The sequence below is a fragment of the Curtobacterium sp. MCBD17_040 genome, assembly GCF_003234805.2.
Classification (GTDB): Bacteria; Actinomycetota; Actinomycetes; order Actinomycetales; family Microbacteriaceae; genus Curtobacterium.
This window is the reverse complement of the sequence record NZ_CP126273.1, coordinates 3,336,235-3,358,156: the sequence shown is the minus strand read 5'-3', so window position 1 is coordinate 3,358,156 and position 21,922 is coordinate 3,336,235. Positions and strand designations below refer to the sequence as shown.

General features: G+C 66.2%; 25 protein-coding genes, 3 pseudogenes and 1 other annotated feature. Of the genes and pseudogenes, 13 read left to right on the top strand and 15 right to left on the bottom strand.

Annotated features, from left to right (window positions below):
- Window positions 1–122 precede the first annotated feature (122 nt).
- Window positions 123–1,001: an RCC1 domain-containing protein gene (locus DEI94_RS15820; RefSeq protein ID WP_284183722.1), complete on the top strand. Its 879-nt coding sequence runs from the start codon at window positions 123–125 to the stop codon at window positions 999–1,001.
- Here DEI94_RS15820 and DEI94_RS15815 read toward each other — a convergent pair.
- Window positions 998–1,966, bottom strand: a pseudogene (locus DEI94_RS15815) (IS481 family transposase). The gene DEI94_RS15820 and the pseudogene DEI94_RS15815 sit on opposite strands and share 4 nt — an antisense overlap.
- A gap of 56 nt (window positions 1,967–2,022) precedes the next feature.
- Between DEI94_RS15815 and DEI94_RS15810 the strand changes: the two are divergent.
- A protein-coding gene (locus DEI94_RS15810) for an IS3 family transposase (protein WP_258378048.1) occupies window positions 2,023–3,287 on the top strand; the annotation gives its coding sequence in 2 pieces (ribosomal slippage) (window positions 2,023–2,317 and window positions 2,317–3,287; 1,266 coding nt in all).
- Window positions 2,307–2,435 (top strand) — a sequence feature (AL1L pseudoknot). (Overlaps the previous gene by 129 nt.)
- 567 nt (window positions 3,288–3,854) lie before the next feature.
- Here the strand turns inward: DEI94_RS15810 and DEI94_RS15805 are convergent.
- Together DEI94_RS15805 and DEI94_RS15800 are read right to left on the bottom strand one after the other, a co-directional pair.
- Window positions 3,855–4,109, bottom strand: a complete 255-nt coding sequence (locus DEI94_RS15805; RefSeq protein ID WP_111027285.1) for a hypothetical protein — start codon at window positions 4,107–4,109, stop codon at window positions 3,855–3,857.
- 425 nt (window positions 4,110–4,534) lie between these two features.
- Window positions 4,535–5,248: an ASCH domain-containing protein gene (locus DEI94_RS15800; RefSeq protein WP_111027284.1), complete on the bottom strand. Its 714-nt coding sequence runs from the start codon at window positions 5,246–5,248 to the stop codon at window positions 4,535–4,537.
- Between the two features lie 109 nt (window positions 5,249–5,357).
- Between DEI94_RS15800 and DEI94_RS15795 the strand changes: the two genes are divergently transcribed.
- From DEI94_RS15795 to DEI94_RS15785, 3 genes are all read left to right on the top strand, one after another.
- A complete protein-coding gene (locus DEI94_RS15795; protein WP_258378047.1) occupies window positions 5,358–5,648 on the top strand; it encodes a hypothetical protein in 291 nt (96 codons plus the stop codon).
- An 84-nt stretch (window positions 5,649–5,732) separates the two neighbouring features.
- Window positions 5,733–5,909, top strand: a complete 177-nt coding sequence (locus DEI94_RS15790) for a type I phosphoribosyltransferase (protein ID WP_258378046.1) — start codon at window positions 5,733–5,735, stop codon at window positions 5,907–5,909.
- Between the two features lie 91 nt (window positions 5,910–6,000).
- The gene (locus tag DEI94_RS15785; RefSeq protein ID WP_146249525.1) at window positions 6,001–6,285 is read left to right on the top strand and encodes an ABC transporter permease; all 285 of its coding nucleotides are present in this window, start codon (window positions 6,001–6,003) and stop codon (window positions 6,283–6,285) included.
- 119 nt (window positions 6,286–6,404) lie between these two features.
- On the opposite strand, the gene DEI94_RS15780 is transcribed toward DEI94_RS15785, so the two are convergent.
- Window positions 6,405–6,662, bottom strand: a complete 258-nt coding sequence (locus DEI94_RS15780) for a hypothetical protein (RefSeq protein ID WP_111027283.1) — start codon at window positions 6,660–6,662, stop codon at window positions 6,405–6,407.
- A gap of 248 nt (window positions 6,663–6,910) precedes the next feature.
- On the opposite strand from DEI94_RS15780, the gene DEI94_RS15775 reads away from it, so the two are divergent.
- A complete protein-coding gene (locus DEI94_RS15775) occupies window positions 6,911–7,351 on the top strand; it encodes a hypothetical protein (RefSeq protein ID WP_111027282.1) in 441 nt (146 codons plus the stop codon).
- Here the strand turns inward: DEI94_RS15775 and DEI94_RS19760 are convergent.
- Window positions 7,329–7,808, bottom strand: a complete 480-nt coding sequence (locus tag DEI94_RS19760) for a P-loop nucleotide/nucleoside kinase family protein (RefSeq protein ID WP_181441856.1) — start codon at window positions 7,806–7,808, stop codon at window positions 7,329–7,331. The two genes, DEI94_RS15775 and DEI94_RS19760, sit on opposite strands and share 23 nt — an antisense overlap.
- Here DEI94_RS19760 and DEI94_RS15770 point away from each other — a divergent pair.
- Together DEI94_RS15770 and DEI94_RS15765 are read left to right on the top strand one after the other, a co-directional pair.
- Window positions 7,737–8,168, top strand: a complete 432-nt coding sequence (locus tag DEI94_RS15770; protein WP_146249524.1) for a hypothetical protein — start codon at window positions 7,737–7,739, stop codon at window positions 8,166–8,168. The two genes, DEI94_RS19760 and DEI94_RS15770, sit on opposite strands and share 72 nt — an antisense overlap.
- A 323-nt stretch (window positions 8,169–8,491) precedes the next feature.
- A complete protein-coding gene (locus DEI94_RS15765; RefSeq protein WP_111027279.1) occupies window positions 8,492–9,205 on the top strand; it encodes a hypothetical protein in 714 nt (237 codons plus the stop codon).
- A 260-nt stretch (window positions 9,206–9,465) separates the two neighbouring features.
- Here DEI94_RS15765 and DEI94_RS15760 read toward each other — a convergent pair whose 3' ends face one another.
- From DEI94_RS15760 to DEI94_RS15750, 3 genes are all read right to left on the bottom strand, one after another.
- Window positions 9,466–9,642, bottom strand: a complete 177-nt coding sequence (locus DEI94_RS15760) for a hypothetical protein (RefSeq protein WP_181441855.1) — start codon at window positions 9,640–9,642, stop codon at window positions 9,466–9,468.
- Window positions 9,643–10,208: 566 nt separating this feature from the next.
- Window positions 10,209–10,994, bottom strand: a complete 786-nt coding sequence (locus DEI94_RS15755) for a glycosyltransferase (protein WP_146249523.1) — start codon at window positions 10,992–10,994, stop codon at window positions 10,209–10,211.
- A gap of 684 nt (window positions 10,995–11,678) precedes the next feature.
- The gene (locus DEI94_RS15750; RefSeq protein WP_111027276.1) at window positions 11,679–12,167 is read right to left on the bottom strand and encodes a MarR family winged helix-turn-helix transcriptional regulator; all 489 of its coding nucleotides are present in this window, start codon (window positions 12,165–12,167) and stop codon (window positions 11,679–11,681) included.
- 107 nt (window positions 12,168–12,274) lie between these two features.
- Between DEI94_RS15750 and DEI94_RS15745 the strand changes: the two genes are divergently transcribed.
- The 4 genes from DEI94_RS15745 (at window position 12,275) to DEI94_RS15730 (ending at window position 16,019) form a co-directional block, all read left to right on the top strand.
- Window positions 12,275–13,066 (top strand): SDR family NAD(P)-dependent oxidoreductase, encoded by a 792-nt coding sequence (locus tag DEI94_RS15745; protein WP_111011910.1) that lies wholly within the window; start codon window positions 12,275–12,277, stop codon window positions 13,064–13,066.
- 978 nt (window positions 13,067–14,044) lie between these two features.
- Entirely contained in the window at window positions 14,045–14,878 is an 834-nt protein-coding gene (locus DEI94_RS15740; protein WP_181441854.1) for an NAD(P)H-binding protein, read from the top strand.
- A 233-nt stretch (window positions 14,879–15,111) separates the two neighbouring features.
- Window positions 15,112–15,342 carry a hypothetical protein gene (locus DEI94_RS15735; protein ID WP_146249522.1) on the top strand — a complete coding sequence of 77 codons (231 nt, stop codon included), beginning with the start codon at window positions 15,112–15,114 and terminating at the stop codon, window positions 15,340–15,342.
- A gap of 197 nt (window positions 15,343–15,539) precedes the next feature.
- The gene (locus DEI94_RS15730; protein ID WP_111027271.1) at window positions 15,540–16,019 is read left to right on the top strand and encodes an anthrone oxygenase family protein; all 480 of its coding nucleotides are present in this window, start codon (window positions 15,540–15,542) and stop codon (window positions 16,017–16,019) included.
- Window positions 16,020–16,112: 93 nt separating this feature from the next.
- Here the strand turns inward: DEI94_RS15730 and DEI94_RS15725 are convergent, their stop codons facing one another.
- From DEI94_RS15725 to DEI94_RS19750, 3 genes and pseudogenes are all read right to left on the bottom strand, one after another.
- Window positions 16,113–17,072, bottom strand: coding sequence for a DUF2332 domain-containing protein (locus tag DEI94_RS15725; protein WP_111027270.1), 960 nt, complete (start codon window positions 17,070–17,072; stop codon window positions 16,113–16,115).
- Window positions 17,073–17,482: 410 nt separating this feature from the next.
- A pseudogene (locus DEI94_RS15720) lies at window positions 17,483–18,184 on the bottom strand (IS30 family transposase); the annotation flags it as partial.
- Between the two features lie 86 nt (window positions 18,185–18,270).
- Window positions 18,271–18,357: pseudogene (locus tag DEI94_RS19750) on the bottom strand (hypothetical protein); the annotation flags it as partial.
- 85 nt (window positions 18,358–18,442) lie between these two features.
- Between DEI94_RS19750 and DEI94_RS15715 the strand changes: the two are divergent.
- Window positions 18,443–18,961, top strand: coding sequence for a GrpB family protein (locus tag DEI94_RS15715; protein ID WP_181439797.1), 519 nt, complete (start codon window positions 18,443–18,445; stop codon window positions 18,959–18,961).
- Between the two features lie 178 nt (window positions 18,962–19,139).
- Here DEI94_RS15715 and DEI94_RS15710 read toward each other — a convergent pair whose 3' ends face one another.
- From DEI94_RS15710 to DEI94_RS15695, 4 genes are all read right to left on the bottom strand, one after another.
- On the bottom strand, window positions 19,140–19,550 hold the full coding sequence (locus DEI94_RS15710; RefSeq protein WP_146249521.1) for an ester cyclase: 411 nt from the start codon (window positions 19,548–19,550) through the stop codon (window positions 19,140–19,142).
- A 78-nt stretch (window positions 19,551–19,628) separates the two neighbouring features.
- Complete coding sequence (locus DEI94_RS15705) at window positions 19,629–20,558, bottom strand: VOC family protein (RefSeq protein ID WP_111027267.1); 930 nt, start codon at window positions 20,556–20,558, stop codon at window positions 19,629–19,631.
- A gap of 237 nt (window positions 20,559–20,795) precedes the next feature.
- Complete coding sequence (locus DEI94_RS15700) at window positions 20,796–21,218, bottom strand: DUF6069 family protein (protein ID WP_220037227.1); 423 nt, start codon at window positions 21,216–21,218, stop codon at window positions 20,796–20,798.
- 122 nt (window positions 21,219–21,340) lie between these two features.
- The gene (locus DEI94_RS15695; protein WP_111014260.1) at window positions 21,341–21,853 is read right to left on the bottom strand and encodes a MarR family winged helix-turn-helix transcriptional regulator; all 513 of its coding nucleotides are present in this window, start codon (window positions 21,851–21,853) and stop codon (window positions 21,341–21,343) included.
- Window positions 21,854–21,922 lie beyond the last annotated feature (69 nt).

Sequence of the window (21,922 nt, the reverse complement as noted above, 5' to 3'; positions counted from 1 at the left end):
CGACATCGTCAGCGATGCTGCGACCTCGGTCGGGTACGAGGCTCCACGTTCGTTGCAAGGAAGCCTCGTCCGGTAGACGATCGGCTGTCGGACGTTCTGGGGCCGCGGCCATGATGAGGTCTATGCCTGCAGAGATCAACGACACCATGTCCGCGATCGTCGCTGCCGGTCGGCGTCATTCGGTCGGAGTCCGCGCGGACGGGACGTTGGTGGCCGCCGGCGATGCGCGCGCCGAGGAGTGCCAGGTACAGGCGTGGGAGCACGTCGTCGCCGTCGCGGTCGGGAATGTCCACACGGCACCGAACACGGGACGTTCTCACACGGTGGCGCTCACCGCGGATGGTGCGCTCCTTGCGGTTGGGTGGAACGGGGACGGGCAGTGCGAGGTCGGCTCTTGGATGGAGGTCACCGCGATCGCCGCAGGCTGGCGGCGAACCCTCGCGGTACTCACGGACGGCACCGCCCGAGCCGCGGGCCGACCGAACGAAGGAGCGTGCAACGTCGAATCTTGGACAGACCTTCTCGGGGTCGCAGCGGGTGACTGGCACTCGATCGGACTCAGGAGAGACGGCACAGTCCTCGCCGTCGGCAACAACCGCCGAGGCCAGTGCGACGTCACCGGGTGGTCGGAAGTTCAGGCCGTTTCCGCGGGGTATCTGCACACGGTCGCCTTGACTGAGCACGGAACGGTCCTCGGCGTGGGTGACCGTACAGCCGGTGTCGACGACCTTGCTCGATGGAGAGACGTGGTCTCGATCTCGGCGGGCAGCCAACACACCGTCGGCGTAACGGCCGACGGGCGCGTGCTTGCTGCCGGCGACAACTCGCACGGCCAGTGCGATGTCGGTGCTTGGCGCGATGTTGTCCAGGTCGCAGCCGGCTCGCTGCACACGCTCGCGCTGTGCGCCGACGGACGCGTTCTCGCGACGGGAAGCAACGACACCGACCAATGCGACGTCGCCAACTGGCTTCTGACAGATGCGAGTGAGCCGTCTCGTTAGCTGTGATGTCCAGGCAGGTTGTTGAGTCTGCTGATGGGTGGGGCGCCGATGGCGGAGTGGGTCCTGTGGTGATTGTAGAAGTGGAGCCAGCCCGGCAGGGCTTGGCGCCGTTAGGTTTCTGATCCGTAGAAGCGGGCGTAGGCCCACCCCTCGCCGAGGGTGCGGTGGAATCGCTCGATCTTCCCGTTCGTCTGCGGCCGGTAGGGGCGGGTCTTCTTCGGTGTGATTCCGAGCGCCGTGCATGCGTTCGTCCAGGCGTGGGACTTGTAGGCGGAGCCGTTGTCGGAGAGCACTCGCTCGATGGTGACGCCGCGCGCGGCGAACCACGCAACAGCACGTTGCAGGACACCGATCGCGGTGGCGGCCTTTTCGTCGGCGTGGATCTCGGCATAAGCGACGCGGGAGTGATCGTCGATGACGGTGTGCACGCATGCTCGACCCATCAGCGGATCACGGGTTGCCGAGCGGGGCTTGCCTGGTGTCGCTGCCCGGTTCCGGTCGCCTTGCTGTTTCCCGACGAACCGCCAGCCGCCGCCATCAGGGATGTTGCCGAACTTCGTCACGTCCACGTGGATCATCGAGCCGGGCTTGTCGTGCTCGTAGCGGCGGATCGGCTCACCGGTGACCCGGTCGATGTGGGAGAGCCGGTTGATGCGGCACCGCACCAGCACTGCGTGCACCGTCGATGCGGGCAGGCCGAGCTCGCCGGCGATCTGCACCGGCCCGAGGCGACGCCGCCACCGTGCTTTCACGATCTGTTTCACCAGTTCCGGCGACGTCTTCGCCGGCATCCGGTGCGGGCGGCTGGATCGGTCCGTCATTCCGGCGGGTCCTTCCGTCCGGTACCGGGCAGCCCATTTCCGGGCTGTGACGGGTGAGACCATGAACATCTTCGCTGCCGTGGTCGCGGACAATCTGCCCTCGACGATCAGCCTGGCGAGGCGAAGGCGGGCGCGTGGGGTCAGCGCAGTGTTCCGCCCCGGGTCTGGTGGAGGGTCTGATTCCCCGAGAGGATCGGATCATGCCAGCACCGAGGAAGTATCCGCAGGAACTGCGGGAGCGTGCGATGCGGCTCGTGCAAGAGGTGCAGAAGGAAGACCCGTCGTTGTCGTTGAACGCGGCGGTGATCCGGGTCGGGTCGCGTACCGGGGTTAACCCGGACACGTTGCGTGGCTGGTGCAAGCAGGCCGCGATCGATGCCGGTGAGCGTCCCGGGACCACGAGCACCGACGCGGCGCGGATCAAAGTCCTCGAGGCGGAGAACCGGGAACTCAAGCGCGCGAACGAGATTCTGTTGGCGGCGTCCTCGTTCTTTGCGCGGGAGCTCGACCCGCGACTGCCGTGGTGACCCAGTTCATCGACGAACACCGGAACCGGTTCGGGGTCGAGCCGATCTGTCGCGTGCTCACCGAGCACGGCGTCATGATCGCCCCGTCCGGCTACTACGCGTTCAAGACCCGGGCCCGCTCTGCCCGGTCTATCGCGGACGAGGCGCTGCTGGCGGAGATCGAGCGGGTGTTCTGGGACCGGGACCTTGGCCGTGGCATCAGTGGCGCGCGGAAGATTTGGCGGCTGCTGCGCCGCGAGGGCATCACCGTCGCCCGCTGCACCGTGGAGCGCCTGATGCGCAAGCAAGGACTGCATGGTGTTCGGCGGGGCAAGCAGTTCGTCACGACGAAACCGGACGAACGTGCGGTGCGGCCGCCGGATCACGTGCAGCGCTGTTTCCGCGCGGACCGACCGAACGAACTCTGGGTCGTTGACTTCACCTACGTGCCGACATGGTCCGGTATGGCGTTCACCGCATTCGTCACGGACGTGTTCTCCCGCCGGATCGTGGGGTGGCGGACGATGAACCGGATGCCGACCGACCTGCCGCTCGACGCGCTCGAGATGGCGCTGTGGGTCCGCGATCGCGCCGGCGAGGACATCACGGGCGTCGTGCAACATTCGGATGCCGGGTCGCAGTACACGGCGCTGCGCTACTCGGATCGTCTCGCCGAGGTTGGCGCGGTCGCATCGATCGGGACCGTGGGCGATTCGTATGACAACGCCCTCGCGGAGACCGTCGTCGGGCTCTACAAGAACGAGTGCGTGAAGATCGACGGCCCGTTCCGCGGCGCCGACGACCTCGAGTTGGCGACACTGTCCTGGGTGCACTGGTTCAACGAGAACCGACTGCACTCCTCGATCGGATACATCACCCCCGTCGAGAAAGAGAACGAGTACTACCGTGAGATCAACACCCGACGACAGTCGTCGCCGGGACAACTCGCCCTCCACTAAACCCGGGGCGATTCAGAACCGCTTCAGCCCGCAAAACATTTCTGGAGCCTAGCCACGACGCCACTCGTCTCAGCAGACAATCGGCTACCGAGACTGCGCGAGCGTGGGCGCCGATGGTAGACAGACGCATGCACATCCGCCCCTCGACTCTCACACTGCTCATCGTGCTCGCGGCTTGCGGGGTTGGACTCTTTGCACTGCCCCCGGGAGTGCCGACGAAGATCCTCGGCGCAGTGATCATTGTTGTGGCGTTCGCGGTGTTGATCGTTTCGAGCCGAGCAGGTCGATCAGGGCGCTAACGGCACGCTCGGTCGATCTCCCCACCGTCCGCTGATCGATCGGCTTTCAGGCACTCGAACTTGGGCAGTGCGACGCGACCCCTGTTCGGCGAATCGATCGCCCCGTCAGCCTCTGCGTTATGGATCAGGTGTCCGGAACCTTGGTGTGGTGGAACCAGGATGAGGGCTGGGGTGCCCTTCGTTTCGACCGGGTTCCGTTGGAGGTATTTTGCGCAGTGGATCGCGGAGCAGGAATGCAATTCAGATAGAACAGTCGCGCGCAAGGGGGCTAGTAAAGTCCGCGCACGAGGGCTGTCAGCCAGCCAACCTCGATCGGGTCACTCTCGGTCTTGAGGTACTCACGCAGCAGGGTCATCTCCTCAGCGCGTTCCAGGACCCGTGTCTTCGCTGGGTCCTTCTTGACCGCTCGAATCGAGCCGCTCCAGATCCTCCAGGTGGGATTGGTCAGGAAACCGTTCCTGCGCAGGTCGAGTTCGTCTTCGCAAAGCCGCAGTTCGTCGTAGATGTCCTTCTCGGTCGGCATCTTCTTGAGCCGACCGTCTAGGTCGCCGACCTCGATCCGGTCCTGAATCGCCCAGTAGCGCTCGACGTACCACTGCTCGGCATCGCGGAGACGCTGCTTCCTCCCTTGAAGGAGCGGGAGGATGGCGAGCAGGATTCCAACTCCGCCGATCGCGGTTGCAGCGCTCGCGAGGTTCGGTAGTCACTCCACGACGAAGGTGGTCCAGATGTTCATGCACTCAGCTTACGAACGCTCTATTAAAGGACAGGTGCCGCCAGATGCTCAGGAAGCAGGCTCCTCGCCGTTGGTGGTGCGAGCGAACGTGCGCGAAACGCGGGTTCGTCAAGCGGTGGGATGGGGCAACAGCCGGGGAACGTCTCGTTTCCGGGCATCAGAGCGGTCGGCCGGAGTGGAAGTATGTTCGAAGGAGGTTGTCAGAGGATGGTCTACCGGGCGGTGGTAAGCCTGAAGTGGACGACGTCGACGCTCGAGTCGGCGGCCAGGGACGGATAGTGGCTCCGCAAGCCTTCTTGGAGGTCTGCAGCAGTGGCAGCGTTCTCAGCTCGAGCGTCAGCGTCGGTGAGCTCATCGAACCTCTTGGTCTCGATGAGATCGACCTCAGCGGGTAACCGCTTGTAGGTCTCGTCAAACTCGAAGAGCAGCCAAGCTCGTCCCGTCCCGCACGGGTCATTGAACCCCGTGGTTGCCGTCTTGCGGCCGTCAGCGACCGTCTCGTAATACCTCGCGTTGAAGCGGATGAAGCGCTCGGGGCGGGCGTCAGGAGAGTTGTAGGCGTAGGGCAGTAACGCTCGTACTGTCGCAGTGTCGGGACCATCCGACGTCGAGACGATCACGAAGCAGTCGGGGTGCTGATCGAGGAGCACCTGCCGACAGCGACCGCACGGCGCTATCACTCCGCGGTTCTGGTCACCGACCGCAACGATGGCAGTAAGCGGACCTGCGGCGGCCGCGGCAGCCTGCCCGAGGACCACGAGTTCCGCGCAAGGTCCTCCGGTGAAGTGGTGCACGTTGACTCCGGTGAAGATGCGGCCGGTTGTGTCCATCGCCGCGGCGGCAACTGTGTGGTTGGGATCGGAGCCGAGGAGTTCCGCTTGCCGTAGAGCGGCTCGGAGTACGCGCTGCTCGGGTGGGTACAACATATGGTCACTCTCGCAGACCGATAGTCAGCACGCACCCGCTGCCGCTCGGAAGGCCATCCCTCATCGGTCCGTCACGATCGCAAAGCTGGCGCCCTGAGAGAATGGCGTCGTGACCGCGGACGCCGACTTGAAACGACGGCTACAGACCTCATTCCGGTGGCGCGGTGACCGGACGGACTACAACTCCTACGCCGACCTGACCGCCTGGTGGCGTGATCCGCACGTAATGAGTTCTCTTGGTCCAGGCCTTGCTTCTCTCTTCGATGACGCTCAGCCCTCGGTGATCATGGGGATCCAGCCGCGCGGGGCCATCCTCGGAGCGCTCGTCGCAGTGCACCTCGGCGTCGGCCTCGCTGAGGTCCGGAAGGACCCGAGCCGTGCCGCGGACAGTGATCCCTGATGGGAGGTCTCGACCGGCCCGGACTACCGAGACCGCTCCTTGCGACTCGGAGTTCGACGCTCGTTGTTGCAGTCCGGAGACCGCGTGCTCTTCGTCGACGATTGGATAGCGACGGGAGCGCAGGCGGAAGCCGCGCACGCCCTCGTGGAGATGGCCGGAGCGACTTGGATCGGTGCCGCCGTCGTGGTCGACGGGCTCGAGCGGACCCCGCTTCGTCGAGCGCTGCGACTGCGCTCGCTCGTGTCGCTGCGAGAGCTGTAGGAGGCAGTAGCAGCTCAGCGCCGTTCGATTGACGATCGGCTACCGAGACTGAGTCCTCTAGCCGCCAATGGACACCGGGTAGCTTGCAACCATGACCTCATGGTGGGATCGAACGGATCCGTCGGACCGCCCGGAACTGACGAACCGGGCGCCAGCCGGACTCATCGAGTCATGGTGGAACGTCATCGGGGGTGCCGCACTGATGATCGGTCTCCCCATCATCGCGCTCAGTAAAGGCTTCGATCCGGCGCGCATCGCCTTCGCACTCTTCTGCCTGGCGATCACGGTGGCGATTGAGCTCGTGTTCCTGAAAAAGCTTGTCCAGCGAATCGCGGGCCGGCGAGCTCTTCGCGCGGAACGAGACGACGACTTTTAGACTCCGCCCCGCATATGTCGCAGCGTCCGGAGACCGATCGGTTAACGGACGCCGGGCGCTAGGCGGCAACGAACCCGGTCGGGTAGAAACTCACGTTCGCGTACGGGCTGCCGAGACGATTACGGGCCGGGGTAGACGAATTCTGACGAGGTTTCTCGGGAAACAACCTGACCGGTCGAGGCATCGACCACGCTGATGTTTCTCACGCCGAGCTCGCGCAGCTGCTGGATGCCCTGAGTGACCGCGGACGGGGACTGCTCCGCCTGCTCCGCAGCCGAAGCAGCGGGCGCGGTCGTCATCGCACTGCCCGCGATGCCGGCGATCGCTGCGACGCCGCTGATCGACAGCGCGAGCATCGTTCGCTGGATGGTGGTCATGGCAGCTCCTCTCGGTCCCTGCTTGGAGGCTATGGCTTGCGCCTGACAGCCACCCGAATCCTCAGGTCCCCCAACTTGCTGACTAGCGGCCTGCTCACGGCGTGGGTAGCGTGCGAATTACTTTCGGAACTTCCGGGGGCGAATATCCAAAGGGGGGCAATATGTTCGCTCGTAGAAACAAGGCATTCATCACGGCTGGCGCAGCAACGATGCTTGTCGCTGGTGGCGTAGCTCTGCCATCGACAGCCATGGCGGCAACCACCGCAACGCCCTCATCATCGGCAGAGGTCGGGCAGGCAGTTCCTGAGGCGCAGGTCGACGCAGCGATCGCCGACCTCCAGGCGGCCGGCGACACGTCCGTCCAGGTCGTCAACCCAGTGACGGGTGAGGTCCTTCGCACGATCAAGACACCGCCGTTCCACACCCTGATCAAGCAACTTGGACCCGGCTGCAGCACCACGTCGGTGTGCATCCCAGGCAACCCTCCCTACGGCTATATCAACGCCGGCACCGTCAACACAAACATCACCAGCCGCACGAGCTACAGCAGCGGGAACTGGACCTCGCAGGTGAAGTACACGGTTGACGGAGCGCCCATCCTCGGCACGATCACGGCCGCCAAGCAGGGCCCCGGCGGGGGTGTCGTTTTCGGGCAGTACGTCGACATCAAGCAGGTTCGCATCTTCTGAACCGCGCGTGAATGAACGGGCCGCCAGCGTGGTGCTGGCGGCCCGTTCTGCATGATTGTGCGCGGCCCGGACGCTCAGGCGTCCATGCCGACGACGGTGGGCCGTCATAATCTCGGCCCATGGCTCGGTCGTAGAAGTCGCGTCGATGACTAACGGGTCTTCCTCGACCGGTGCCTCGAAGCTCGCGCCGTCTTCTTCGAGCACCGCGTCCGTGACATCGGGCCGCGCCTGCTTTGCTCTGTTGGCTAGGACCTAGGACCCGTTGACGCTGCAACTCCGGACTGACCTGCACCCACACGAGCACGAAGGGTGCCCCTGCCGCTGATGCGGTCGCGCGCCACTCGTCGCGGATGAACCGCGGCGATCCGGTGTCATCGACCACGACGTGGGGATCGGCAGCAAGGAGCGCACCCGCACGTTCGTTCGCGATCCGATTCGTGGTCGTCCACTCCTCCAACGGGATGCCCTGCCCGCCGTGAAGCCCGCGCTCCTCGTTGATCTGGTCAGCTCGGCGGACAAAGCGCTCGACAACCGAGCATCCAACTTGCTCTTACCCGTCGCGCGGTTCGGCCGTAGATCGTCGCGAGAACATCTAACCCACGTCGCGTTCGAGACGTTCCTCATGTTGGTGACAGTCGGGCTGCTGGCGACTGCGACGACTGTGCTCGTCGTGGCGCGGATGCAGTCAGCGCTCCACTCGTTGGACGTCCCCGTCGCACCGGTCGTGCCGATCGATGGAGAGCAAGAAGTGCGTAACGGTCGTGTCCTGCTGCTCGAACAAGCGATGAGCGGTACGCACCTGGTCCCGCAGCCGTGAAGCATCGAGCAGCGCCGGCGGCCATCGACGCGGCTCAAGTTCACACCACGCTGCCGGGCCGATGGCCACTCTTCAGTGCACGGTCGGATAGCGTCGAAACCCGTGGCGGAGCGTCAGCCATTCGCTGCTGTGAGGACGGAGAGTACGACTCAGCGGACGAGCAGGAAACTGTGACGATGCCGAGACCAACGACGAACCGCACTGCGACTACCGTCCGCGATGAACCTGACACGTGGTCAGGTCAAAGAGAACGGAAAATGATGGACGCAGAACGCGCACGCCACGGTATTGGCCGGCGTGCCGCTGGGGGGACCACACTGGCGGTGATCGCGATCGCCACCACACTCGGGCTGGCGGGGTGCTCCACGAGCACCGCGCACGCGGACACGGCGACGAGCGCGTCGCACCTGCAGACGCACCAAGCGACAAGCACGCCGTCAGCGATCACGACACCGGCGGCACCGGTGCCCACCTCTGCGACACCGTCAGCCTCGGCAGCGGCAACGGCAGCAGTAGGGACGGCGGCGCAGACCGCACCCTCGAGTGCCACCCTCCGCCAGGAGCTGCTCTCCGCGCCGGTGCCCGCGCTGTGCAAGCACGCCGCGGGGCGCTTGGTGAACGGCGCGCTGCCCGGACCGCTCAGTGCCGGATACGTGCGGTCCGCCTGGCTGGTTGGCGGCGGGGCCCGCTCCGAGAATGCACTGAGCGCGACGGGGGCGTTCCAGGGCGCCGGGTCCTCCAACGTCGCCGCGGCGATCGCCTGCAGCGCGGGCGGCGCGCCGTGGCCTGAGGTCGTCGGGGTTTGGACGCAGGACGGATCCGCGCTGCGACTCGTCGGGGTCTTCCCGCCCGAGCAACTGTCGCATAACATCGTCTCGATGAGCTCCGTCCAGGCGCTCGGCAGCACGGTTCACATCGCCTGGAGCGGTCCGGCCCCGGGTAAGGACGACGCCGACGGCAGCGAGCACTCAAGCGCCGTGCTGACCGTCGACGGCGGACGGATCATCGCCTCGGGGTACCACTCCACGATCGGCTAGTAGCGGACGGAGGTCAGCGAGCGATGCCCCGGCGTACGAGCACGTTCCCGTCGCGCGCCGAAACGGAAGCGGGCAGGCTCAGGCGCTCGATCACACGCCGATGTCGCTGGCATCGGGTACCTCCTGACGACCTTCGGCGATGACCAGGTGACGGCGATGCGAGAGGGGCCAGGCGCGCGTCACACTGAGCAGTCAACCTCAGTGTTGGTCCCCGCATGCCCTCAGCGATACCACTCCCAGTGCGTCCGACCGTCGATCGCCTATCGGGCTTTTCTCGCCGGGCGCACGGCAACGCTGATCAGGTACAAACCGCCGAACACCGCGATGACTAGAGGGATCTGTGTAAGCCTGCCGTCGACTATTAACCGCAGCACGACACCGCCGACGACCAGCACTGCCCCTACCAGCCCGACAGCCCACGCCTTTGCCTTCGACACGAGTGAGGGATAGCCCCGGGGTTTGCTCAGGATCCCCCGAGGGACAGCATCGGAAGCACCCTCTCCCCGTCCGGTAGTCGATCGGCTACCGGACGCTTCATCTACCCAGAGACCGCCACGCAGGGGCAGCGTGTATGAATCCGAAGATGGGCCGCTCGACCTAAGGCCGCGGCGGAGTCAACGCCGACGAGACTTCGTAACGCCGATACCTCCACCAATAACGGCCAGCATGAGCCCTCCTGATCCAAGCGCCGACCCGGCCAGAGTAGGCAAACGCGCGTACCCGACGAGCAACGCTGAACCGATGGCACTCGCAAGTCCGAGCACCGCCGAGGAGTACCAAAAGCGGGGGCTCGCGTCTGGCGCTGGGCGCTTCTCAGCCATGCGGCGAGGGTATCGAACGGGCGCTGTGCGGACGAGCGCCCGCGAGCGACCTTTCCGGGCTCACGGTCTCCACGGACGCAGCTACCCTCGTCGTCCCAGTTGCGGATCGGCTTTCGGACGGGCTGCACCGGCGCAGACACTGCCAGGGGCCGATAGCACCCCGGGTGGAGGACCGCTGGGCGTTAGAGCACGGATGAGCTGATGTGGGCGATGACGTCGGCGGGGGCCGGAAGATTGAGGGTGGAGCGGCGCAACGCGGCCGTCGATTCGAGAGCTTGATCGTTGGCGAGAACGGCTGTGATCGCCTCGAAAATGTCCGAGGAGTCGACGGTCGTGGGGTCAAGTGTGGCGCCCAGGCCGAGATCGTCGACTCGGCGAGCATTGAACGGCTGGTCCGCCCCCATTGGAAGGACGACCTGCGGTGTGCCGCTGAGAACCGAACGGAGGAACAACCCGCTCCCACCGTGGTGCACAACAACGCTCGCCCGGGGGAGAAGCGCGTCGAAATCGACGAACCGTCGCACTTGCACGTGAGCTGGCTGCCGGCCGAACCGCGCGGGATCGACGTCGTTCCCCACTGCGAGCACCGATGGCGTGTTGAAGCGGGCGAGCGCGGCGAGGATGCGGTGGAACAAGTCGCCCGATTCGGTGTTGAACTCTGTTCCGAGCGTCGCGACGATCGATCCGTCCGGGGCGGGCGGAGGGCCGGCGTCTGGGCGCATCCAGAGCGCGTCGTCAGGTGTCGGGAATAGCGGATCGCGCATTGGCCGGGCGAACGGAACAACGAACAAATCGCCGCGCGATCGGACCGGCACCGACAGGCCCAGGGCCTCACCCAACTGTCCGAGAGCATGCGTGAGCCTCGTGGGGCGGACGAGCGCGCCGGAGGCGATCACGGAGACGACGACGGACGGGACGCCGGCGTGCTGCGCGGCTCCGATCGCCCCGAAGTCCAGCTCGTCACACACCAAGAGGTCCGCCCCGGGCAAGAAGTCCCTCACTGCGCCCGCCGACTTGAGAGCCGCCGATCCAGCGAAGTGCCGCTCGACGACCGCGAGTTCGTGTTCGACATCGAGTGGAACGAGCGGGGTGATCTCACCAGACGGGTCGCTTCGTCGGTCGGGCCGAAGAGCGGCCGTACGGTACAAGCCCGTTGGGGCAACGGAGGCAGCGGACGCGCGACCCACGAGGGTGAGTTCGTGTCCGGCCTCAGCGAGAGACCGATGCAGGGGAAGTTGCGGCACCAGATGCCCTGAGCCCCCGACGAACGAACACACCACCCGCACACTCGAGACGGTAACAGCAACGCCCGGTAGGCGATCCCCTGCCGGAATCTCCGGCGAGGACAAGGAGTGCGCGGACACACCGGCTCCGGGCTGGCTGGATACTCGGACCGGTGACCGTTGCGTTGTTCGTCGTGACCGTCCTCGCAGCTGTCACGGTCTTCACGTCTTGGCCTCCGCTGCTCGCCGCCGTGGCTGCATGAGTGCTCTTTGCGTTGGGGCCGCGCGCTGCCCGACAGCAGCCACGTACGGCTGCGGATCGAGTCCGCGGATCGCGACCGGTGGACGCTCAGCGGACGCGGTGCATGATGCGATTCGACCCGTCCGCGGCGTAGGTCAGCAGTTCGAGCGTCAGCGGGGAATGCGGGTTCATGTGTCGCTCGCCTGCGGAGGCCGCCACGCCGGCGCGGTGTCGATCGCGTCGGCGATGCTCCGCGCGATGACGCCGAGCTGGTGCGCCTGCTCGGGGCTGATCGTGTCGAGAACCAACCGTCGGACCAGGGCCTGGTGTGCGGGGGTCGATTCCGCGACCTTCTCGCGTCCGTCGCCGGTCAACACCGCGAGCGTGAACCGACCGTCCGTCGGGTCGACGACACGGCGAACCCATCCCTTCCGCTCGAGTCGAGTGACCGCTCGGGACAGCCGTGAGAGTGTCGAACTCGCGTACCCGGCGAGCGTGCTCATCCGCAGCGTCTGGTCTGGAGCGGTGTCGAGTGCGGTGAGCACTCCGTGCTCGAAGTGGGTGAGCCCGCTGTCCCGCTGCAGCTGCGCGTCGAGGGCAGCCGGCAGCCGTTCGAGCAGCGTCGCCACGGCCGCCCAGACCTCGAGTTGCTCGCCGGTGATCCTCGGCCGCGCCATGCCGCCAGCGTAGCGTGCATTGACTTGCTCAGGCAAGTGATCCGTCCTACGGTGCTTGCCTGAGCAAGTCAATGCGTCGTGCGGCGCGAGAGGATCGAGGAGGAATCGTGGACCTGCAACTCCAGGACAAGACGGCGTTCATCAGTGGATCGACGCAGGGCATCGGGTACGCGATCGCCTCCGCACTCGCCGCCGAAGGCGCACGGGTGATCCTGAACGGCCGAGACCGTGCCCACGTCGCCGACGCCGTCGAACGCCTGAGGCGAGAGCGCCCCAGCTCCGACCTCTCCGGGATCGCCGCCGACTTCGCCGATCCCGGCGACATCGCTCGACTACTCGAGGCGCTCGACCGCGTGGACGTCCTGGTCAACAACGTCGGGCTGTTCGGCCTCGCCGACTTCGAGTCCGTCACCGACGAGGACTGGGATCGGTACTTCGCTGTCAACGTGATGAGCGGTGTCCGACTGTCGCGACACCTCCTGGGCGGGATGCTGGAACGGGGCTGGGGCCGCATCGTCTTCATCGGCAGCGAGTCCGGCGTCAACGTGCCGGCGGACATGGTGCACTACGGCGTGACGAAAGCGGCGATGATCGCCCTCGGCAACGGCCTCGCCAAGCGGACGCGCGGCACCGCCGTCACGGTCAACACCGTGCTCGGCGGGCCCACGTACTCGGACGGCGTCGCGTCCACGGTCGACGCGATCGCGGCGGCCCGGTCACTCCCCGTCGAGACGGTGCAACGGGCGATCATCGGCGAGAACCGGACCACCCTCCTCGAACGGTTCATCGCGCCGGCCGAGATCGCGGCGCTCGTGACGTACCTCGCGAGCCCCATGGCGTCCGCGACGAACGGCGCCGCCGTCCGGGCCGACGGTGGCGTGCTCACGAGCCTTCTCTAGCCACCCGACCCCAAGAGCATCGACGAAGGGTCGCTCGCCAGAACTGGTCTCCCCTCTGGCGATACCGCCGTGCCCCACGAGTGGCTCGATGCCGCGACCCCGGCTTCGCGCCGCATGCGGCGCCGTCGCTCACGGCCAGCCGGCTGGCTCGTAGGGGATCCGACGTCGAGCGCCCGAGGTCACCGACCTCAGTGGCGGAGCTGTTCACTCGGTTCGGGCGGCCGCACGTCGGTCGGGGGCGAGTCGACGCGGTCGACGTCGATGGAGTGTCAGCGTCTCGCACTTGATGCCGCATAGCGGCCTCTGAATGGGGGTAGCGTGCGGGCGTGTGCAACGCGTCCCAGTGTCCCTGCCGCCTCGAGAACAGGTACGTCGCTGTACTCAGGAGGTCGGGGCGGCGCGGTCAGGCATTGACTGACAGCCTTGTTGGCGGGGGTGGCGAGGTCAAGGAACTGTGCGAGTGTCCGGGACGCGCCGTTTCGGGCCGAGGGGCGGTCTCCGTGCTCCGCTGAGGTGCCGCAGGACGCGAGTGAGGGCGGCAGTGTCTTCTTCGTCGAGCCGGTCGAGGAGGTGCTCTTGGACTGCAGTGTCGAGATGGGGGCGGGCCTCCTCGTAGTGTCTGCGCCCTGTCGGGGTGAGCTCGATGTCGACGCCATTGGTGAGCTTCCGGCGTGCCACAGTCCCCCTGGTTTCCATGCGGGAGACCAAGTGGGACAGCCGGGTCCGGTCCCACGCGAGCGCCTGCCCCAAGGCGTTCTGCCGCAGGCTGCCGCCCGCGTCGTGGAGGTGGATCAGCACCGAGAACTCAGGCTCGGTGAGCTCGGAGTGAGCGATGACGTCCGCAACGATCGCGGATCGGAGCGCCTCGTGGCTCCGCTTCCACAGCTGCCACAGCTCACTCGGACTGTCTGTTGACACTTCAACATCTCCTTGAATACTGTTGACACAGCAACAGTACCGAAAGGGGAAGGAACGTTGGTGATCCTTGTGACCGGTGCCAGCGGAAACGTCGGAGGGGCGGTGCTCACGACCCTGATCGCCGCAGGTGCGGCGGTGCGGGCGTCAAGCCGCTCCCCGCGTCCCGGCCAGTTCTCGGACGAGGGAGAGGTTGTCTCCCTCGATCTCGATGCGCCGGAGACCTTCCCGCATGCCCTCGACGGCGTCGACAAGGTCTTTCTCTACGCCCGCCCGGAGACCGCGGCCGACTTCGCTGCCGCCGCTCGGGACGCCGGGGTGGAGCACGTGGTGGTGCTCTCCTCAGCCTCGGTGATCTCCGCGAGCACGGGATCCGACCCCATCGCCGAGCAGCACCGCGCAGTCGAGAAGGCCGTGCAGGAGTCGGGCCTGGACTGGACCTTCGTACGACCCGGCTACTACGCGTCGAACATGCTGCGCTGGCAGAGCATCCGCACGCGCAGAGAGCTGCGCACGGCGTTCCCCAACGCGGTGTCCTCTCCCGTGCACGAACGAGACATCGCCGAGGTCGCGGCCGCGTCCCTGCTCGACGACACCCAGCGCGGCAAGGCCCACGCCGTCCTCGGCCCGGGCCCGTCGACCGTGCGTCAGCAGGTCGCGGTGATCGCGCACGCGCTCGACGAGGCGGTCGACCTCGTCGAGATCGACACCGACACCTACCGCACCGAGCTCCTGACACAGCTGCCGCCGTTCGTCGTCGACCGCGTGATCGAAGCACAGGGCAACATGCCCATGCTCCCCGCCGGGCTCGCAGCGGACGCAGTCGAGAGCCTGCTCGGCAGGCCACCGCTGACCATCGAGACCTGGGCACAGGACCACGTACAAGACTTCCGCTGACGAGGGGCGCGCGCTGCCCGGACGACCCGGGCGACCGGCCGAGGCGAGGCACCGATGCAGAGCATAGGACGAGCTCGGGAGTCAAGCTGACCCGTCTCAGTAGTCGATCTTGGAGCGAGACGGTCGAGGTCGCTTCTCACCGACTGAGAACCGAAGCTGCTCTCGTCGACGCGTTGGCTGGTCGTCGACGCGCGTTCAGCAGCGCGGCGGTTCCACCGGCCATGCTCGGGTGCATGCAGCGGTTGTGGGCTTGGGTTACGGCTTTCCTGGGACTGGTCATCATGGTCGTCGACTCCGTCGACGGCGCAATCCTCGGGACCTGGTTCGACGAGCATGCTGTTTTCGATGCTCCAGAAGTCTTCGGCGAGTTCCTCATCGCCGGCCTTGGTCTGGTCCTTCTGGTCGGAGGTGTACTCACCGCGGTGCTGCCTCGGCCGCCCGCCCACCGCTCACGCATCCGGTAGGGGATTGGCGATCGGACGAACCCGCGATGAGTCGCCGGTATTTCGTACCCGTACTTCTCTGCCAGTGCTCGAACGTCCACAGGGGCCTTGTGCTTCGGCGGGCACGCCGTCTTGAAGCGGAACATCCAGTCGGAAGCGATGCACCGACCGGAGCGTGAGCCGCTGTTCTTCCCGCCTGCTATCGAAGACAATGACTCATGCGCCTCGGTCCAGTCGTTCACTTCGCCAGCCTGTTCACCGCCACCCTCTCGACGGGCGTGTTCTTCGGCACCCTGACCAGTCTCGGACCCGCGACTGGGAGCTTCTCGCCTCGCACGTACATCGAGGTGCAGCAGGCGACCGTGCGCAATCTCCGGCCAGTGATGGGGCCACTGCTCCCGGCTGCCGTAGCGGCCAACCTGGCCATGGCCGTCGTGCGACGCCGGCAGGGATCCTCGCGCGCCTCCCGCCTGACCGTTGTCGGGTTCACCGGCCAGCTGACCGCTCTGGCCATCACCGTCGCCGTCGAGCTGCCCATCAACGCCCGATTGCTGACGTGGTCGTCCGAGAACCCGCCGGAGGGATGGGAAGGTGTGCGGAACCGCTGGGCTATGGCGCACCGGGCCCGGGTAGCTGCTGCCGTGCTGGGTCTGGGCTCGCTCCTCGCAGCCTCGGTGTCAGAATCCGCACCTCGCTGAGCGACGCCGCACATCCACCGCAGCGCTCTCGCCCGTACCACCGCCGATGGCCGGTGGAGGATCCCTCGCCGGGCACGCCGCGCTGTCGTCCGATCAGGAGTCGGCGAGAGCGTGGAAGAACTGTCCGTGTGGGCCGACGATGGCGACGGGTGTGCCGTTGACTGCCAGGACGGTGCCGTTCTCGGTGTCTGCCGGTAGCTGCGTCGCAATCTCCGGGAGTACCGACTTGCCTTCGTTACTGATCCACACAGCACCGCTCGCGCGGACTTTGCCAACGAACGACTCGCGCGCGTCCGGGCTCAGGTACACGAGCACGGCGCTGTGGAAGACGACCAACGTCGCGTCAGCTGGTGCCTGCGCGGCGAGCTCCTCGAACGCTTCATTTAGGTCACCTGCCACCAGTAGCGGCCGGTGTGCCGCAACGACGGATGCCGCCGCGTGCAGGTCCCGGCGTCGCTCGTCATGCTCGGGCCACACGAGTGTTTCTAGCCATTCCAGTGACACCGGGTCTGCGATGTCGAGAGGGTTCAGGTCAATGCCGGCACGCCAGACGATTTTCGGGAGGCGCGTCGGGGTTGGACGCCCTCGTAGCTCGGTCTCGAGCGCAACAGCGCTGCCGCTTGCAGGTGCCAGTTCGTCCACTCCGCGTTCGGTGATGAAGCGGTAGGCGTACTTGTCCGGGTACAGGCACAATCCCGCAGACGCTCCAACTTCGAGCAAGGCGATCGGCGCAGGAATCTTCGCCAACTCAGGCAAGAGCACGGCACACCGGCGGACTTCGTTCGTCTGCGTCGCGTGGGTGAGTGCAATCCCGCGGATCGCATCCCACCTGGCGATGAACTCACTCCTTGCCTCCTTGTAGGGCACGAGAGGAACACCCGCCATCCGGGCCGAAGCGAAGACAAGGTTCGGTTGCCGCTTCGTCGTGGGCAGCTCCTCGACCAGCTTCACGATGTGCTCATCGGCCGCGATCCCAGTCGCCCAGTCGAAGTACAGATCGGAGATGCCATGCGCTTCGACTTGCGCCCACGCCCGATACTTCTCCCCACCCACACCCACAGACGCATCCTACGGAAGGCACTTGCCAAGCCCGGGAGCCGATCCACTGCGGGACAGGAGCTGCGGGTACGCTGCCGACATGATGGTGCCGCCGTGAGTAGGCCCGAAGGGACACCGAATCAGCGGGCCTGGCGCAAGACGCGCAGGTGGTTCATCGTCGCGATCATCTTCGGGGCATTCGCTTTGCTCTTTGCGGTTCTGCGTCTGGTGGGTGAACCGTCAGTCGGCCAAGTGGTGCAAGTCGCCTGCTGGGTCATCTTCGTGGCCGCGTTCTCAGTGGTGCTGAGGCGGGAAGACCGTCGGAAGCGTTAACGCGTAATTGGCGCCCGGTAAGCCGTCCGCAAGCGAGACGACTGGCGCCGTCGGCGTAGCGGTGCTCAGCGTCCGATGAACGACCGGCGGTTTCACGGGGTCGTCGCAACGGGTGGTTGTTTCGGGTCCGAGAGTAGCCCTTCGAATGCTTCTGCTGGGGTGCGGTGGCCAAGGGTCTTGCGGGGTCGTCCGTTGAGCTCCGTGGCGACTTCGAGGAGCCGTTCCGGGCTGTGGACGGTGAGGTCAGTGGACTTCGGGAAGTACTGCCGGAGCAGGCCGTTGGTGTTCTCGTTCGAGCCGCCCTGCCAGGGCGTGTGCGGGTCGCAGAAGTAGATCGCGATGTCGGTGGCGAGCGTGATGTCTTTGTGCCGGGCAAGCTCCGTGCCCTGATCCCATGTCAACGAACGGCGGAGATGCTCGGGCAGGGTCTGGATGGTGGGGATCATCGCATCGCGGACGGCGTCGGCGCTGTGCCCGTCAGGCAGGTGCAGCAGCATCACGTACCGGGTCGTGCGTTCGACCAGGGTGCCGATCGCGCTCCTGGCGTTGATCCCGACGATCAGATCGCCTTCCCAGTGCCCGGGAACGGCGCGGTCGTCGACCTCGGCGGGACGTTCACTGATCAGGACCATGTCCCGGATCTTCGACCACGACGCGCGTCGGGGCTCGCCGCGGTGTCGGCGGATGGCGCGGCCGGTGCGGAGGTGTTTGTGCAGGTCAGCGCGAAGGTGCCCGCGGCCCTGGACGAACAGGGATTGGTAGATCGTCTCGTGGGACACGTGCATCGGTACCTCCCGGAGCGGGGCACTCGCTCGAACGGGTTCTTCCCGTGAGCAGCTTTGAACCATCGGTATCCCTGACGTGGATGCACTCCGACAGCATCGCAAACAGCCGGCCTGCTCAGGCCTTGTCCGAGTAGCTCCCAAAATCGTGCCTCACGGGCACGCTGTTCCAGCCTCGATCCCATCTGCAACACTCCGAATCACGGTGGTGTTGCAACGACCAGCTGAACCCACGGATCCACTACCGGACAACCCTCTACAGTGCGAATCGTGCTGGTTCCGTATGATCGTCGCTGGCCCGAGCAGTTCGAGGCTGCCGCTGCCGAGTTGAAGCGGCTGGGCAACGCCGACTGGCTAGTCGAACACATCGGGTCGACGTCCATTCCGGGCCTGAGGGCGAAGCCGATCATCGACCTTGCTGTTCGGATCCGTGACCGCGGCGACTTCGACGCTCACCGGGACCGCCTGGAAGCTAGCGGATGGCATATCGGCAGCGGGGTTCGCTCGCACCTCGTGATGCTGTTCGAACGCGAGGGGCAACGCACCCACATCGCCCACTTCTTTCCAGCTGTTGAGTGGGAAGAGAACAACCAGCGCATCTTGCGCGACTGGCTGCTGTCGCATCCTGCCGACGCGGCGTACTACGAGTCCGCGAAGATTGCTGCCGCCGCCGCGGCGCGCGGGCAGAGCGCGTCCTACAACTCTGCAAAAACAGCGGTGATTCAGGGCATAGTCGATCGAGCGCGGGCCGAGCGGGGCCTTCCGTCGGCGGCCGTCTACGACAAGTGACGACGCCGCTGCCCGCAGCCGGATTGGCTACTGAAACAGCTGGCGGAGTCGAAGGTGACCGGATGAGCCGGGGGAGCTGCGCGCGACCCCGGCTCATCCGGTGCGGTCCCGCCAGCGATCATTCCGCTTTCGCCGGCTGTCGAGTCACTCGGCTATTGCATCAGCTCGTGGACGCTGCTCACTGAGCGGTGAGCTGGCTCATGAAGGCGGACATGTCGCCGATGGCATTGTGCTCGACGATCTGGCCGTCGCGGATGACATCGACGGCGACGGCTTCGAGGCGGGTCGCGTTGCCGTTGGCGGGGATGCCGAACAGGTCGCCGTTGCTGAAGGTGCCTTCGAGGACCCAGTGGGTGTAGACGGTGTCGCCGTCGGCGGCCTGGCCGAGGATCGTCATGGTCTGGTCGGGGACCGCGGTCTTCGCGGCGAGGTCGGAACCCATCCACATGTCCCTGTTCATCGCGCCGCCGTTGGTGTGGTTGACGAGCCCCTGGGAGATGTAGGTGTCGAACGCGCCCTGCAGGTCGCCGCCGTTGTAGGCGTCGTAGAAGGTGCGGGCGATGGTCTTGTTGTCGTCGGTGGTACTCATGGTCTTGTCCTTCGGCTGGGAGCGGTCACTCACGAGCTTGTGGGTGAGGTCGTGTGATGCCCGGGCTGCGGGCGGTGGTCAGTTGGCGGAGAGCAGCAGCGTGTTCAGGCTCGGGTCTCGGACGAGGAAGCCGGCGTCGGATTCCTCGATGGGTCCGTCGACGGTTCCGAGGACGTGGTCGAGGCGCTCGTGGGTGTCGAGGCGGAGGGTGAAGGCGCGCATGCGGGCGGTCCCTGCGGGTGATTGCGGTGCGCCGACGCCTTGCCAGGTGTTCACTGCGATGCGGTGGTTGAACGCGCCGCCAGCACCGAGGTCGCCCATGTGGAAGCGGGGTGCCCACACGGCCTGGTTGAACCCGAACGTGCGGTAGAAGTCGTATGCGGCTTCGAGGTCACCGACGTACAGGTGAACATGGCCGATCTTCGTGCCCTCCGGCACGGGAAGGGTGGTGTCGTCATCGGGCAGTGCGGCGAGGACGGCGCGGACGTCGAGCGGTTCACGACCGCTGGAGCGAGTGCCGTCCTGGCGGATCACGGACGGCCCGTTGTCGTCCATGCGGAACTCGAGGAGACGTTCCGGCGTCTCGAGGGTGATCTCGACGGTGATGCCGTCCGGGTCGAGGAGGTAGATCGCCTTCGACATGATGTGGTCGGTCGGCGAGATCTGCCAGCCGACCCGGATGAGGCGGAGCAGGATCCGTGCGAAGTCCGCTTCTGTCGGCGGGTGCACGGCGAGGTGGTAGAGCCCGCTGTGGCCCTGCAGGAACCCGGTCTGAGCGCCCGGGTGCAGGGTGACGAGCGTCCGCGCCTTCGTACCGAGCTCGACCTCGTCCTGGGACTCGGACCGCAGGACGAGACCGATGACATCGGTCCAGAACGCGGTGGAACGGCCGAGGTCGGTGACCTCGAGGTGCACGGCGCCGAACTCGGCGACCTCACGGTCCGGGGTGCCAGGCGCGGCCGCGTTCGGGGCGGGGCGCGGGTCCGAAGAAGTGTCGAGGGGATTCATTGCTGCTCCTGCAGAGTTCGACGTCGGCGTGGGTCCGGGCCGCGCTGCTGCTGCCCGAACCCGGAGTTACTTGAAAGATCAAGCAACGAAGACCACTGTACGCCGTTTTGTTGAACAGTCAACCATCTGCTGCAGATCATTCGTGATGGCCCGTGGCAGCAGTAGCGGGCCTGGATACAGGACGCCCGCCAGCCGAGCGACGAAGGCGTCGCATCGGCTGGCGAGCGGAAAGAGATGTCAGCGCGCGATCGGGAGGAACGTGCGGTAGAGCGGCACCGCAACCGCCGTCGTCACGAGGTGCATGATGCCGAGCGCCACGCCCGCGGTCATCATCGCGGAGTCACCACTGACGGCGAGGAGCACGTCGGGGATGAGGGAGAGCACGAGCACGACCGGGACGAGAATCGCGAGCACCCGTCCAGCCGATCGCGTGCGGCTGATGAGCGCCCACCCGATCGCACCGACCAGGACGCCGACGACGGTGAAGGTGACGTACGCCGGCGCCGTCAGGCCCTGTACTGCCGTGTCAGCACCGGCCGCCAGGGCGCTCACGGCGATGATCGCGTTGGCGATACTGCCGATGACGGCGGCGAGGACCGTCGCGATGAGAACTCCGCGAACCCTGCTCGGGCGGCGGGTGGTCGTGTCGATCGTGCTCATGGGACTTCCGTTCTGAGAGGGGCGGCCGCATCGGATGAGCGGGCACGGCGGAGCAACGGACTGACGGGTGCCAGTCCGAGCGGTCGGGGGTCTGTGGAGTGGGCGGCCTGTGGAGTCGTAGGTCAGTCGTGAGCCCCCGGCGCAGCGGCGGCGCGCGCCGCCGGCCCGCAGTCGGCGTCCGGTGTCAGGAGGTTCGCGGCGATCGGCCGCAGGATCGCTGCAAGATCACCGACCCGCTCGGGCGGGATGGCGTCGAAGAACGCCCGCCGAGCCTCCTCGACGTGATGCGGTGCCGCTCGCTCGATGAGCGCTCGACCCTCGGCGGTCAGGGTGGCTACGAGAGAGCGCTTGTCCGTCTCGGACGGCACTCGACGCACCCACCCACGCTTCTCGAGCTTCGTCACCGCGTGCGACAGACGGGAGAGTGAGCCGTTGGTGAGGAAGGCGAGGCTGCTCATCGGGGCGCTGTCATCGGGCGACTCGCTCAGCATCGAGAGAACGTTGTACTCGAAGCGGGTCATCCCGAAGTCACGCTTGAGCTGAGCGTCGAGGGCCGAAGGCAGCAGCTCGATGATCGCAAGGAGATCCATCCAGGCTGCCGCCTCGGTCTTGTTGAGCCAGCGCGGTTCGTCCATGCGCACATCGTCGCAGAAAAAACTTGACCGTTCAACAAAACGGTGTGTACTGTCGCTTTCGTTACTTCA